Source organism: Falsiroseomonas ponticola, assembly GCF_016805305.1.
GTDB lineage: Bacteria > Pseudomonadota > Alphaproteobacteria > Acetobacterales > Acetobacteraceae > Falsiroseomonas > Falsiroseomonas ponticola.
On the sequence record NZ_JAERQN010000001.1, the window covers coordinates 59,516 to 73,833 of the forward strand.

Genomic DNA, 14,318 nt, shown 5'->3' on the forward strand with positions numbered 1-14,318 from the left:
CCGCGCCGCGCCGTTTCATGGCAGAAGCCCCCACCGGATATCGGCGGCAGTCAGGGGATCGAGAGACGATGGCGCATTACGAGCTGGTGCTGCGCGGCGGCACCTGCGTGCTGCCCTGGGGCGAGCAGGTCACGGATGTCGGTGTCCGCGCCGGCCGCATCGCCGCCATCGGCGACCTCTCCCGCGCCCATGCGGAGGAGGAGATCGATTGCCGCGGCCTGCATGTCCTGCCCGGCCTGATCGACAGCCACGTCCATCTGCGCGAACCCGGCGACCCGGCGGTGGAGACGATCGAGACCGGCACCAAGGCCGCGATCCTCGGCGGCCTCACGGCCGTCTTCGACATGCCCAACACCGCGCCCTCCATCACGACGCGGGAGAAGATCGACTGGAAGCGCGATTTCATTCATGGCCGCGCCTGGTGCGACATGGGCTTCTATGTCGGCGCGCTGAAGACCAACATCCCGAGCCTCGCGGAGCTGGAGGCGCAGCCCAACATCTGCGCCGTGAAGGTCTTCGCCGGCAGCTCCACCGGCGATTTGCTGATCGAGGATGATGCGAGCCTGGAGGCCGTGATGCGCAGCGGCCGCCGCCGCATCGCCTATCACAGCGAGGACGAGTACCGCCTGCAGGCCCGCCGCCCGAACTACACCACGGGCATGCCGCACCGCATGCATGCCGAATGGCGCGACGTGGAATGCGCCTTCCTCGGCACCCGCCGCCTGATGGCGATCGCCCGCAAGACCAACCGCCCCGCCCATATCCTGCATGTCTCGACGGCGGAGGAACTCGGCTACCTCAAGGATTACCGCGACCTCTGCACGGTGGAGGTGCTGCTGAACCACCTGACCCAGACGGATGAGGCCTATGACCGCCTGAAGGGCTACGCCGTGATGAACCCGCCGATCCGCGACGCGCGGCACATGGAGGCCGCCTGGGCCGCCGTGGCCGATGGCACGGTGGACACCGTCGGCTCCGACCACGCGCCGCACAGCCGCGCCAGCAAGGAGAAGCCCTGGCCGGAATGCGGATCGGGCCTGACGGGGGTGCAGACGCTGGTGCCGGTGATGCTGGACCATGTCTCGGCCGGGCGCCTCTCCCTCTCCCGCCTGACGGACCTGATGGCGGCGGGCCCGGCGCGGGTCTATGGCATGGTGGGCAAGGGGCGGCTCGCCGCCGGCTACGATGCCGACTTCACGGTGGTGGACATGAAGCGCAGCCGCACCATCGAGGAGAGCTGGATCGTCTCCCCCTGCGGCTGGACGCCCTTCGCCGGCCATCGCTGCACGGGCTGGCCGGTGATGACCATCCTGCGCGGCCAGGCGGTGATGCGGGAGGATGAGGTGATCGGCACCCCCGCCGGCGCCCCGGTGCGCTTCGCGCCGTAGAGCACGCTGCGTTCAAACGAACGCAGCTCGTGCTCTAGAAGTCATTGAAGCTAGAGCAAGAAATGCGTTCGGATGCTTCCATCTGAACGCATATTGCTCCAGCCCGCGCCTGCGGTTTGACCGGCCCCTGCCCGTGCCGCGGGCAGGGGCGTGCGCCCGGGCCATGGACGTCATCTCGTGGTGGTTGAGGGTGGTGCGGCGGGCTGGTAAGGCCCGCCCGGGGATGCGGCGGAGACGATGGCAATGGCGGAACGAGGCGGCGGCTTTCCCGACTGGGCCGCGCGATTGAAGATGTCGCTCGGCCAGGCCGTTGCGCCCCCGGCGCCGCCCGCCGAGCCCCCCGTCGCGCCGCCCGAGCCCGCCCCGCCGCCCCCCCAGGCGCCGGTCCAGCAGGCGCCGGTCCAACAGGCCCCGATCCCCCAGGCCCCGATCCCCCAGGCGCCGAGTCCCCCGCCGCCGAGTCCCCCGCCGCCGCCCGGGCCGGCGGCCTCCCCGGGGCTGCTCTCCTTCCTGGCCCCCTCCCCGGCCGGGGAGGCGCCCGCCGCCTCCCCCCTGCTGGGCGCCCTCGGCACCGCCCCGGCGCCGCCCATGACCGGGCTGCTCGCCGCCCTGGCCCCGGCGGCGGAGGCCCCGGCCACCCCGCGCACGCCCCCGCCCCCGCCCGCCGCCCCCGCACGGGCCCCATCGGCGCCGCTCCCCGGCCTGCTGGCCGGGCTGCTGCCCGATGCCGCCGCGCCGACCCAGCCCGCCCGGCCGGCGGAGCCGGCGCCCTCGATCGCCCCGCTGCCCGGCCTGCTGGGGGCGCTGGCGCCCTCCGGCGAGGCCCCCGCCACGCCGCCCGGCCTGCTGGGCACGCTGGCGCCGCCCGGCGAGCAGCCCGCCGCGCCCCCCATGCCCGGCCTGCTGGGCACGCTGGCGCCCACGGGCGAGGCGCCCGCCGCCCCGCCGCCCGCCCGCCCCCCGGCCCCGCCGCCGCCGCCGCCCCTGCCGCCGCTGACCACGCTGCTGGCCTCGCTCGGCAGCGAGCCACCGGCCGCGCCGCCCGCGCCCCCCGCCCCGCCCGCGCCGGAGCCGGAGCCGGAACCCGAGCCCACCTGGGCCGCCGCGCCCGAGCCCGAGCCCGAGCCCGAGCCCGAGCCCGAGCCCGAGCCGGAGCCCACCTGGGCCGCCGCCCCCGAGCCCGAGCCCGAACCCGCCCGGGCCGCCGCCCCCGAGCCCGAGCCCGAACCCGCCCGGGCCTCCGCGCCCGAGCCGCCCCCACCCGCGCCGGAGCCGCCCACGCCCGTGGCCCCGGCCGCGCCGCTGCTGGCCTCGCTGATCGCCAGCCCGCCCCCCGCCGCGGCGGCCCCGCCCGCCTTCACCGCGATGCTGGCCGCGCTGGCGGAGGCCGTGCCCCCGCCCGCGCCGCCGCCCCGCCCGCCCGCGGCCAGCCCGCAGGCCATCCTCGCCCGCCTGCCCGCCCTTGGCGGCCTGCGCCCCGCGCCCCGTCCCGAGCCCGAGCCGGAGCCCGCACCCGAACCGGCGCCCGCGCCTCCGCCGCCGGCGGTCGAGACCTGGTCCTTCGGCCAGCCCCAGGCGGCCCCCCCGCCTTTGCCGGAGACGCCCCCCGCCGCCCCGGCCGAGCCCTGGCCCGCGCCCGCCCCCCTGCCGCCCATCGCGCCGGAGGCCTGGGCGATGCTCGCCCCGCTGGCGCCCCCCATCGCCGCGCCTCCGGCGCCCCCGCCCGCCGCCCCGGCCCTGCCGCCGCTGCCGCCCCTCGAATCCCCGGCGCCCGCCGAGCCGCCGCCCGCCCCCGTCGCTCCCCCGGTCCCGCTGCCGGCCGTCGAAGCCCAGGCACCTGCCCCGCTCGCGCCGCCGCCAGCGGTCGAAGCCCCGGCGCCCGCCGAGCCGGCCGCGCTCGCGCCCCCGCCCGCGCCGGTCGCGCCGCCGGTCGCCGAAGCCCCGGCGCCCGCCGAGCCCGCCGCGCCGCCAGCCCCGCCCCCGTTCGCGCCCCCGCCCGCCCCGGTCCCGCCGCCGGCCGCCGAAGCCCCGGCGCCCGCCGCGCTCGCGCCCCCGCCCATCCCGGCCCTGCCGCCGCTGCCGACCTTCCAAGCCCTGGCACCCGCCGAGCCCGTCGCCCCGCCGCCCCCGGCGACGCCCGCCCCGGTCGCCGCCCCCGCGCAGCCCGCCCCGCCGCCACCCCCGGCGACGCTCGCGCCCCCACCCACCCCGGTCGCCGCCCCGGCGCAGCCCGTCCCGCCGCCACCCCCGGCCGCGCCCCCGCCGCCCCCGGCCACGCTCGCGCCCCCGCCCGCCCCGGTTGCCGCGCCGCCCGCCGACCCCGTTGCGCCGCCCCCGGCGAGGCTCGCGCCACCGCCCGCCCCGGTCGCCGCCCCCGCGCAGCCCGCCCCGCCGCCACCGCCACCCCCGGCAACGCTCGCGCCCCCGCCCGCCCCGGTCCCGCCGCCGCCCCCGGCGACGCTCGCGCCCCCACCCACCCCGGTCGCCGCCCCGGCGCAGCCCGCCCCTGCGTCACCGCCACCCCCGGCCGCGCCCCCGCCGCCCCCGGCCACGCTCGCGCCCCCGCCAACCCCGGTTGCCGCGCCGCCCGCCATCCCCATGCCGCTGGCCCCGCCGCCCGTCCCGGTGCCGCCCCCGCCGGGCATGGCGCCCGGCATCCCGCCCGTCCCGCCGGCCCCCTCCTGGGCGCTGCCGCCCCTGCCCCTGCCCGCCGCGCCGCCCGCATCGCGCGACGCGCCGCCGCCGCTGCCCGCCTATGCCCCCGTGCTGCCAGACCCGCTGGACGAAGCCGCGGTCGCCGCCGCCTATGCGGCCCTGACCGGGGAGGCGATGCCCTCCGCCGCGCGGCACCACGGCACCGAATGGCTGGCCATCGAGCGCAGCCTGCGCGATGCGCGGGGCGGCTGGGCCGCCCTCATGCTCGGCGCCACCGGCCACCAGGGGACGGAGGTCGCGCTGGTCGCCGCCCGCGCCGCCCGCGCCCAGGGCCTGGTGCCCCGCCTGGTCGCGACCGAGGCCGCGACGGACCGCCTCCGCCGCCTCGAATCCGCGCTGCGGGCGGAGGGGCTGGATGCGACGGCCGCGCGCCTCCTCGGCGGCGCCATCGCGGCCGAACCCCACCGCGCCGGCCCCGCCACCACCCTGGCGCAGGACCTGCTGGCGGAGGCCCCGGCCTGGGACCTGGTCCGGGTCGGCCTGCGCGGCATCATCCCGCCGCTGCTCAACAATGCCGAGACGCTGCTGAGCGCGCGGGTACGCTGGCTCGTCCTCACCACCCATGCGCGGGGGGAGGAGGCGCTGGCCGTGCGCATCCTGGATGCGGCGGGATGGCGGCTGATGGCGGAACGGCCCGCGCTGCTCGACCTCTCCGCGCCCCGCAAGGCGCAGCGCAACGGCACCCAGGTCTGGCGCGGCCCGCTGGCCTGACGCTCAGGTCCGGATGTCGGGCCTGGCCGGGGCGGCCGCCGGCCGCGCGGCCGGCGCCGAGGCGGGGGCCGGGGCGGTGGCCGCGGGCCGCGGCGGCGCGGCCGCCGGGCTGGGCGCCGGGCTTGGCGCCGGGCTCGGCGCGGGGCTCGGCGCGGGGCTTGGCGCGGCACTGGGCGCGGCACTGGGCGCCGGCGGCGGGACCAGGATCGGCGCCGCGGCCTCGGCCGGTGGCGTGACGGCCGGTGCCGCGAGGGCGGGCGGCGGCGAAGGCGGGTCCGCCACCTGGCGGGCGCTGCCGGGCGGCGGGCTGGTCCAGCAATCCACGCGCCCCAGGCTCGGCGTGCAGAAGGCCTGCGGCGGCGGCGGGCCGGGCGGCGGCGCGCACCAGCTCTCCCCCCGCTCCAGCCGCACGATCGAGCAATCCTGGCCGCGCATCAGGCTCGCCACATGGTCGACCGGCGTCCGCCCCGTCAGCACCACGCTGGCCCCGCCCACCACCAGGCCCGGGCCGATCGCCTGTTCCGCGAGGCACCCCCCCAGCAGCAGCGGCAGCAGCAGCGCGGCCGGAAGCGGGGGGACGGGACGCGCGGGCGGGGTCTTGCGGGGCTGCATGGCGGGAAGCTGCGCCGCCGGGCTTAACGTCACCTGAACACGCCGCTATGGTCCGGCCCCCGCCGGACCAATGAGGATCGCCCGTGCCCGATATCTTCGACGAGGTCGAAGAGGACCTTCGCGCCGACCGTGCCCGCCGCCTCGCGCGGCGCTGGGGCGGCGTGGCGCTGGGTGCCGCGCTGCTGGTGCTCGCCGCGACCGGCGGCTGGCAGGCCTGGCGCTGGCACCAGGCCAGCCAGGCCGCGACGGCCGCCAGCACCTACATGACCCTGCATCGCGGGGCGGAACGCGACGGCGCCGACCTGCCCGCCACGGCGGATGGCTTCGCCGCCCTGTCGCGCGAAGCGCCCCCGGGCTACCGCACCCTGGCCCGGCTGCGCGCCGCCGCCCTGAAGGCGGAAACGGGGGATACCCCCGCGGCCCTGGCCCTGTGGGAAGCGGTCGCGGCGGACAATGACGCGGACCGCCTCTACCGCGACCTCGCCACCCTGCTCGCCGTCGGCCATGCGCTGGAAAGCGGGGACCCCGCCCAGCTCGCCGCCCGGATCGGGCCGCTGACCGTCGCCGGCAATCCCTGGCAGGCCCCGGCGCGGGAGATCGCGGCGCTGGTCGCCATCCGGCGCGGCGACACCGCCGATGCCCGCGCCCGCCTGCAGGCGCTGGCGACGGATGCCACCGTCTCCCCCACCATGCGGGAACGCGCACAACGGGTTGCCGCGGGGCTCGGAAGCTGATGACACACCTGCTCAATCGCCGCGCCGCGCTGCTCGGCGCCGCCGGCCTGCTCGCGGGCTGCGACACGCTCGACGGCATCCTCGGCACGCGCAAGCAGCCCCTGCCCGGCGAACGCCGCACGGTGATGCGCGCGGACCCGCCGCTGGCCGCCGATGCCGGGCTGGAAGGCCGCGCCGTCACCCTGCCGCCGCCCCAGCCGGTCGCCGCCTGGCCGCAGGCCGGCGGCACGCCGAGCCACGCCGCCCCCCATGCCGAGATCCCCGGCGCGCTGCGCCAGGCCTGGCGCAGCTCCATCGGCTACGGCTCCGGCTACCGCCAGCGCATCACCACCGGGCCCGTCATCGCCGGCGACACGGTCTATGCCGTGGATGCCTATGGCGAGGTCACGGCCCATGCGCTGGATACCGGCGGCCGCCGCTGGCGCCGGGACACGGCGCCGGAGGATGACCGCGACGGCGCCGTGGGCGGCGGCATCGCGGTGGAAGGCGGCGTCGTCTATGTCGCCACCGGCCAGGCGGAGATCCTGGCCCTGTCGCCGGAGGATGGCGCCGTCCGCTGGCGCGTGCGCATCCCCGCGCCGACGCGCGGCGCCCCCACCGTCGCGGGCGGGCGCATCTTCGTCTCCACGGTGGAAAACCACCTGCTCGGCCTCTCGGCCGAGGATGGCCGCCGCCTCTGGACCCATCGCGCCGGCGCCCAGGCCACCATCCCCCTTGGCCTGCCCGCCCCGGCGGTGGAGGGCGAGACCGTCGTCGCCGGCTTCGGCACCGGGGAGATGGCGGCGGTGCGCGCCACCGATGGCCGGCTGCTCTGGCAGGAAGGCCTCGGCAATGCCGGCGCCACGGGGCTGGCCGACATCGTCGGCATCACCGGCCTGCCGGTGATCGACCGCGGCCGCGTCTTCGCCGCCGGCCTGTCCAACACCACCATCGCGGTCGATCTGCGCAGCGGCCGGCGCCTCTGGGAACGGGCCTTCGGCGGCGGCAACGGCGTCGCCTCCGCCGGCGACTGGGTCTTCGCCGTCACCGGGGCGGGGGAGGCCGTGGCCGTCGGCCGCAACGATGGCCGCATCCGCTGGGTGGTGGAGCTGGACCCGACGCCGGAAGGCGGCCGCCGGCGGGATGCCGCGCGCTTCGGCCCACCGCTGGTCGCGGGCGGCCTGGTGCTCATCCCCTCCAGCCGGGGGGAGTTGCTGCAGATCGACCCCGCCGCCGGCACCATCGCCGGCCGCGTCCCCCTCTCCGCGGGCAGCACCCTGCCGGCGGCGGTGGCGCAGGGCACCGTCGTGGTGCTGGGCGATGACGGGACCCTGATGGCGCTGCGCTGAGGGCGCCACCCCCGGGGCGGTAAGACGGGACAGGCAGTCTGGCCGTGCTATAGGCGCGGCCAGCACTTCCTGATCGAACCGCTCCCCCATGCAGACCGTCGCCATCCTCGGCCGCCCCAACGTCGGCAAATCCTCCATCTTCAACCGCCTGGCCGGGCGGAAGATCGCGATCGTGGACGACATCCCCGGCGTGACCCGCGACCGGAAGGAGGTCGAGGCCGAGATCGGCGGCATCCCCGTGACGCTGATCGACACCGCCGGCCTCGAGGAAGCGGCCCCCGAAACCCTGGCCGGGCGCATGACGGCCAGCTCCGACGCCGCGCTGCGCCAGGCGGACCTCGTCCTCTTCGTCATCGATGCCCGCACGGGCCTCACCGCCGCCGACCGCGCCTTCGCCAACTGGCTGCGCCGGTCCAGCGTTCCCGTCCTGCTGCTGGCCAACAAGGCGGAGGGGCGCCTCGGCGTGCAGAATGCGCTGGAGGCCTATGAGCTCGGCCTCGGCGATCCCATCCCGGTCAGCGCCGAGCATGGCGATGGCTTCGGCACCCTGCATGACGAGGTGCGGGAGCATCTGCGCAAGGAACCGCGCGGCCAGCGCGGGGAGCGGGAGCGCCCGCTGCGCCTCGCCATCGTCGGCCGCCCCAATGCCGGCAAATCCACCCTGCTCAACACCCTGCTGGGCGAGGAGCGGATGATCACCGGCCCCGAGCCCGGCCTGACGCGCGACGCCATCGCCGTCCAGATCCGCGATGAAGTGGGCCCCATCCGCCTGGTCGATACCGCAGGCCTTCGCAAGCAGGCCCGGATCGAGAAGGAGCTGGAGCGGATGTCCACCGGCGCCTCCATCGCCGCGCTGAAGGAGGCGGAGGTGGTGATCCTCGTCCTCGACGCGCTGCTGGGGATGGAGGAGCAGGACCTGCGCATCGCGCGCCTCGCGGAGCGCGAGGGCCGTGCCGTGGTGATCGCGCTGAACAAGTGGGACGCGGTGGAGGACCGCACCGCCACCCGCAAGCGGCTGGATGACGTGCTGACCTCCAGCCTCGCGCAGATGAAGGGCATCATGGTCGTGCCGATCTCGGCGGCCAACGGGCGGGGCATCGACCGCCTGCTGCCCGCGGTGCGCCAGGTGCATGAGACCTGGAACCGCCGCATCGGCACGGGCGAGCTGAACCGCTGGTTCGAGGTGATGAAGGACCGCCACCAGCCGCCGCTGGTGGAGGGCAAGCGCATCAAGCTGCGCTACGCCACCATGCCCAAGGCCCGCCCCCCCACCATCGCCGTCTTCGGCACGCGGGCGGAGCTGCTGCCGGAGGATTACCGGCGGTACCTCGTGAACAGCTTCCGCGAGGCCTTCGACATGCCGGGGGTGCCGATCCGGCTGAACCTGCGCGGGACGGACAATCCCTATGCGGAGGGGGCGGAGGACTAGGACTCCTCCAGCCACTGCCGCAGCGGCGAGGTTTTGACCACCTTCGCGCCGATATGCTCCCCGAGGCAGCGGTAGGATTCGAACTGCTCCTCGGAGAAGAACTGGTCCGCCGTCGTCTCATGCGGGAAGTCCGGGTTGCGCGTGCGGTATTCCAGGATGTCGAGCGCTTCGTCGCCGCTGACGCTCGCCTTGATGTAGAGGAGCTTCGCCTCGCCATCCGCACTCCGGGCCGCGAGTTCGCCGCCATAGACGATGGCACCCTGGCAGTAATGCGCCCGAACGCACCCCGTCTCCTTCTCATGGCCGAGCGCGGCGGGCGTGATGTCGATCAGCGTCCCCTCCGCATCCAGCCGCGCCAGCCGCGTCGCGACCGCGAGTCCGTTGAACGTCATCCCCGGATCGGCTTCCGCATCCACCACGATGATCACGTCGCAGCCGCGATGGACCAGCGCGTTGAGGCCGAGATTCTCGTGATGCCCGCCATCGCTGACCAGGATGTGGCGCGTGCGGCTGCCGATCCGCCTGATGCCGAAGAACTCCGTGACCTGCAGCTTCGGCTGCAGCCGGGCCCACCAGGCGGCGGACCTGGGCGTCGCCCCGTCCTCCCGCAGACGCTTGGGATTGGGCATCCACCGCGCCGTTCGCAGGTTGAGCAGCCCGCGCAGCAGCCGCGCACCCAATCCCATGGAGGCCTGGTTGCCCCCGATCGCGGCCGCCGAGATCGCCATCGCGCTGGCCGCGTCGAAGCGCGGATCGGCCTCCTCCACGGCTTCGGTCCGGCAATAGCCGAGCGCGTCATTCCCGATCGCGAAGGGCGTCATGGTGAAGGCGCATGTCGTCCGCCCGCGCCGCGCCTCACCCCCATCCACCACGCCATTGACCGTGGCATTGACGACGGGAAAGGGCCCGCCGGTCCGTGCCGGGCGAAGGGCTGACAAGGGCGGCGCCTGCCCGTTGCCGATGAAGGCATCCGCCAGGCGGTGCCGGTAGAAGCCGTGCATGGAGGTGGCGTTGGGGCTGATGGCGCCGCCCAGCAGGAGCAGACCGACCGCCCCCAGGCCGGCCCCCACGGCGGGACCGAAGGTGGCCAGTCCGCCGCCGGCGGGCGGCATCAACTGCGTCGCCGCCACCAGCAGCGCCAGGAGATACAAGGCCGCCACCGCCGCGGCGGCCAGCACGGTCGTCGCGATGCCGGCGATGCGGCCGCGCAGCCGCGCGCCCAGGCCGAGCGCCGCTAGGATGGTCGGCACCCCCGCAGCGAGGCCGGCCAACTCGTCCCATTTCCAGGAAGCCGCCTCGCTGCCGGACGCCATGAACCGCGGCGCCAGCGAGAGCATCAGCGGCTGCACCGCCAGCACCAGCAGCCCGAGCGAAAACCACAGTACCAGGGCGGCCGCCCTGTCGGTTGTGGCCGTCCTCACTTTCCCGATCGCCTTGCCATTCGCACGCTCGACGCGCGTCAGCATGCCCTTGTCATCCGCCGGCGCAGCGAAGCGACGCGTATCGATGAGGCAGGTGACGAAGCCGGTCGCGATGGCGATGCCCAGCACCGCCACCACGGCATGGAGCGCCAGGGTCGAGGGTTCGTTCAACCCCCAGGGCAAGACCCTGGACGCCAGGTCCAGCAGCGCCAGGCACGCCGCCAGCAGCAGCAGGCCCGACAGCAGGCGGAAGCTGTTCCCCGCCAGCTTGCGAACGATCATCGCGAGGACCTTCATCACCTCCCAGGCGCCGGGCGGCAGCAGGTAGCTCGCGCGGTTGCGCAGCCAGGCGAAAGCCTCCTGGTCCTTCGCATAGGGAAAGCGACCACCCGCGGCAGGCCCCTCATTCGCCAGCCGCGACACCCAGCCGATGCCCGTATAGCCGCCGCCGGAGACGGTGGAGAGGTAGTCCACCTCCTTCAGCAGCCCGGCCTCGTCCAGCGCCTGCAACACCCCGACCGAGACGGAGGCGGAGCGGATGCCGCCGCCGGAGAGGGCGAGGCCGACGATCGGCTTGCCCTCCCGCGCGGTGCCTGCGGCCTGGCGCCGCTTCTCGATCGCCTCGCGCTCCTTCATCAGCCAGGCGAGCGAATCAGGCGTCCCGCCGTCGTTCATGGCCGGCGCTGGCCGCCAGGCGGCTGCGACCCCTGCAGCGCCATGCGCGCTCGGCCCGCCGCGATGTTCGCCTCGACCAGCATCTGCAGCAGCCTGCCCTCACCGCACAGCCGCGCCAGTTCTGTCTGGTAGCCGATGACCCGCGGACCGCCAGGGCCAACGACAGGCTCGGTCGATTGCTGCAAGGCCGTGATGCAGGCCAGCGTCATGGCGGAGAGGTCGCCCGTCTGCATGTAGCGGTCCTGCATCCGCTCCAGCACCGGCCCGGCATCAGGCCGGCGCTGCGCTTCCGTCAGCCCGCCGCCCGGCACGAGCGTCTGCGCCCGCGCCGCCGTCAGCGCCTGCGCCGCCTGGTCGGTCCGCAGCCGCGCGCGGAGCGACGCCACCTCCGCATCGATCTGCTGCAGCCGCCGTTCCTGCTGCTGCTTCTTCTCCGTCGCCTGCGACTTCGTCGTCTCATTCTCGCTCGACATCAGCCCGGCCTGGACCGCGATGTCGTCAACTACCCGCGCCCGCTCCGTCTCCAGCTCCCGGATGCGCGTCTCGGTCGCCGTCACCTGCTCCGCCGCCTGGCGCGCCTGGACCAGGCTCGACTGCGATGATCCATCGGCCGAGGTGCCGAGCGCCGCCATCTGCCGGCCGAAGGCGCCCGCCGCCATCTCGCTGCCCAGCAGCGTCACCATGGTGTCGCCATAGCGGCTCAGCATCAGCGCGTAGCTGATCGGCCCGACCGCGCCATTCGCGAAGGCCTCGCAGGCGCGATAGAGCCCGTCCCGCAGCAGCTGGATGGTGGCCAGGCGCTCCGCCAGCTGGGCCAGCGCCTCGGCGCGGGACCGCCCGGCGGCGACGGTGCCGGCCGCCGCGACCGCCGTGCCGGTCTGCGGCTCCGTCGCATTCACCTCCAGGCTCGCCGCCGCCTGGCTCGCGCTCGACACCGCCTTGGCGACGTCGGGGCTCGGCTCCGCGCAGAAGATCTGGTTCGGCACCACCGGCCGGCCATTCTCCGGCGGGCGCTGCGGCACCGCGGCCATGACGACGCGGGTATCGGCTTCCGTCGTCGTGGTGCGAACGAAGCCGAAATTGCGGTCCCCGCATCCCGCCAGGCCGACAGCCATGACGGACAGTCCCAGGAGCAGGCGCATCGTCATGATCCCCACCGGTTCGACGGGTCATCATTCCGACATCAGTATATCAACGCAACCATTGCGCGATTATGTGGAAATTAATTAACTTTTCTCTCGGCGGCCTACCGCCCCAGCACCCGCCCCGCCACCGCATCCAGCTTCGCCAGCAGCGCCGGATCCCGCTTCTCCGGCGCCGTGATCAGCGCATGGTCCAGCGCCCGGTCGCAGCCCGCCGGGCAGGGCCCGCGCGGCGCGCCCAGCCGCGGCACCACATCCGCCACCAGCGCCCGCGCCTTGTCGGCGTTGGAGAAGAGCACCTTCACCACCTGGTCCACCGTCACCGCATCATGGTCCGGGTGCCAGCAATCGAAGTCGGTCACCATGGCGACCGTCGCGTAGCAAAGCTCCGCCTCCCGGGCCAACTTCGCCTCCGGCATGTTGGTCATGCCGATCACGCTGCACCCCCATTGCCGGTACAGCAGGCTCTCCGCCTTGGTGGAGAATTGCGGTCCCTCCATCACGAGGTAGGTGCCGCCCCGCGTCACCGGCAGGCCGAGCCCCCGCGCCGAAGCCTCCAGCGCATCGCCGAGCCGCGGGCAGACCGGGTGGGCGACGGAGACATGGCCGACGCAACCCGTCTCGAAGAAGGACTTCGCCCGCGCGAAGGTGCGGTCGATGAACTGGTCCACGATGACGAAGTGCCCCGGCGGCAGCTCCTCCTTCAGCGAACCGACGGCGGAGAGGGAGATGATCTCCGTCGCGCCCGACCGCTTCATCGCATCGATATTGGCGCGGTAGTTGAGCGCGGAGGGCGGCGTCGGATGGCCGCGCCCGTGCCGCGGCAGGAAGCGCACCTGCACCTCGCCCAGCCGCCCATGCAGGATCTCGTCGGAGGCCTCGCCCCAGGGGCTCTCCACCCGCTTCCATTCCCGATCCTGCAACCCGGGAATGTCGTAGAGGCCGGAGCCACCGATCAGGCCGATGACGGGGGTGACGAGGTCGGACATGCGGTGCTCCTGGGAAACCGCGCGGCTTCTACAGGACGGCGCCCGCCCCTCAAAGCGGGGCGGGATAATCCATCCCGGCCAGCGCCCCCTCCAGCCGCCGCCGCGCCGGCGGCAGCACCGGCACCAGGCGCAGCGCCACCGCCCGCAACGCGCGGACCGGCAGGCTCGCCCCCAGCATGCCCCGCGTCATCGCATGGGTACGGGCAATGACCATCCGCGCCACGGCCCGGCGCTGCGCCGCCCAGCCCTCCAGCGCGCCCTCCCCCCGCGCCAGCGCCAGGGCGAGCGAACAGGCATCCTGGATGCCGAGGTTCATCCCCTGCCCGCCCGCCGGCGAGTGGATATGCGCGGCATCGCCCAGCACCACGGCGCAACCGGCGCGGTAGCGGTCGGCGATGCGGTGGCTGGTGCGGAAGGCGCTCCACCAGGCCACCTCGCCGAAGCGCACCCCGGGGTATCGCAGCGGCGCCAGGTCGCCCTCCGCCGGCGCCGGCGCCCCGGGCGGCAGGGCGGAGACGACGCGCCAGCTGCCGCCGGGCAGCGGGAAGAAGAAGCCGGCGCTCCCCCGCCCCGGGAACATGTGCAGGCAGTCCGGCGCCAGCCCCTCCGCCCGCCCATCCGCCAGCACGAAGCGCTCCTCATAGGCCGCGCCCTCGAAGGCGATGCCGGCCGCCTTGCGGACCAGGCTATGCGCGCCATCCGCCCCCAGCACCCGGTCGAAGCGCGCCGCCTCCTCCCGCCCCCCGTCATGGCGCAGCACCACCTGGCCCGTGCCGGCGTCGAGCGTCGCAAGCTCCACCCCGCGTTCCAGCTGCGGCGCCCCGGCCGCGGCGCCCGCCGCCGACAACAGGGCCTCCGTCCGCGACTGCGGCAGGATGACGACGGAGGGGAAGCGGGGATGGCGCGCATGGTCGAAGGCGAAGCCCGTCTCCAGGGCGCCGAGATGCAGGCGCACGCCGCGCGGCCGCAGCGCCTCCGCCAGGATCGGCTGCACCAGGCCGAGCGGCTCCAGCGCCTCCAGCGTCCGCGCCTGGATCGCCAGGGCGCGGGAGAAGGGGCTCGGCGCCGCCAGCCGGTCGATATGTCGGAAGGCGATGCCCTGGCGGTGCAGCGCCAGCCCCAGGGCGAGCCCGACCGGCCCGCCGCCCACGACCAGAACGCGCATCCCGCCCCT

Annotated in this window: 10 protein-coding genes; 5 read left to right on the top strand and 5 right to left on the bottom strand. The window is 75.6% G+C overall.

The genetic code is table 11. From position 1 onward, the window contains the following. The first annotated feature begins 68 nt into the window (after positions 1-68). Both JJI54_RS00265 and JJI54_RS00270 read left to right on the top strand, forming a co-directional pair. Entirely contained in the window at positions 69-1,388 is a 1,320-nt protein-coding gene (locus JJI54_RS00265) for a dihydroorotase (RefSeq protein WP_203069792.1), read from the top strand. A gap of 243 nt (positions 1,389-1,631) precedes the next feature. Continuing rightward, on the top strand, positions 1,632-4,814 hold the full coding sequence (locus tag JJI54_RS00270; protein WP_203069794.1) for a hypothetical protein: 3,183 nt from the start codon (positions 1,632-1,634) through the stop codon (positions 4,812-4,814). 3 nt (positions 4,815-4,817) lie between these two features. On the opposite strand, the gene JJI54_RS00275 is transcribed toward JJI54_RS00270, so the two are convergent. Continuing rightward, positions 4,818-5,426, bottom strand: a complete 609-nt coding sequence (locus tag JJI54_RS00275; RefSeq protein ID WP_203069795.1) for a hypothetical protein — start codon at positions 5,424-5,426, stop codon at positions 4,818-4,820. Positions 5,427-5,509: 83 nt separating this feature from the next. On the opposite strand from JJI54_RS00275, the gene JJI54_RS00280 reads away from it, so the two are divergent. The 3 genes from JJI54_RS00280 to der all read left to right on the top strand — a co-directional run bounded on the left by JJI54_RS00280 (position 5,510) and on the right by der (position 8,917). Then, positions 5,510-6,160, top strand: coding sequence for a tetratricopeptide repeat protein (locus JJI54_RS00280; RefSeq protein ID WP_203069797.1), 651 nt, complete (start codon positions 5,510-5,512; stop codon positions 6,158-6,160). Beyond that, a complete protein-coding gene (locus tag JJI54_RS00285) occupies positions 6,160-7,488 on the top strand; it encodes an outer membrane protein assembly factor BamB family protein (protein ID WP_203069798.1) in 1,329 nt (442 codons plus the stop codon). Before JJI54_RS00280 ends, JJI54_RS00285 begins: the two co-directional genes overlap by 1 nt. 88 nt (positions 7,489-7,576) lie before the next feature. Continuing rightward, positions 7,577-8,917, top strand: coding sequence for a ribosome biogenesis GTPase Der (gene der, locus JJI54_RS00290; protein ID WP_203069800.1), 1,341 nt, complete (start codon positions 7,577-7,579; stop codon positions 8,915-8,917). Here der and JJI54_RS00295 read toward each other — a convergent pair. The 4 genes from JJI54_RS00295 to JJI54_RS00310 form a co-directional block, all read right to left on the bottom strand. Beyond that, the gene (locus tag JJI54_RS00295) at positions 8,914-11,013 is read right to left on the bottom strand and encodes a patatin-like phospholipase domain-containing protein (protein ID WP_203069801.1); all 2,100 of its coding nucleotides are present in this window, start codon (positions 11,011-11,013) and stop codon (positions 8,914-8,916) included. The two genes, der and JJI54_RS00295, sit on opposite strands and share 4 nt — an antisense overlap. Continuing rightward, positions 11,010-12,155: a hypothetical protein gene (locus JJI54_RS00300; protein ID WP_203069803.1), complete on the bottom strand. Its 1,146-nt coding sequence runs from the start codon at positions 12,153-12,155 to the stop codon at positions 11,010-11,012. The genes JJI54_RS00295 and JJI54_RS00300 overlap by 4 nt, the downstream gene beginning before the upstream one ends. A 104-nt stretch (positions 12,156-12,259) precedes the next feature. Then, positions 12,260-13,144, bottom strand: a complete 885-nt coding sequence (locus tag JJI54_RS00305; protein ID WP_203069805.1) for an S-methyl-5'-thioadenosine phosphorylase — start codon at positions 13,142-13,144, stop codon at positions 12,260-12,262. A gap of 49 nt (positions 13,145-13,193) precedes the next feature. Further along, positions 13,194-14,309 carry an FAD-dependent oxidoreductase gene (locus JJI54_RS00310; protein ID WP_203069807.1) on the bottom strand — a complete coding sequence of 372 codons (1,116 nt, stop codon included), beginning with the start codon at positions 14,307-14,309 and terminating at the stop codon, positions 13,194-13,196. Positions 14,310-14,318: the final 9 nt, after the last annotated feature.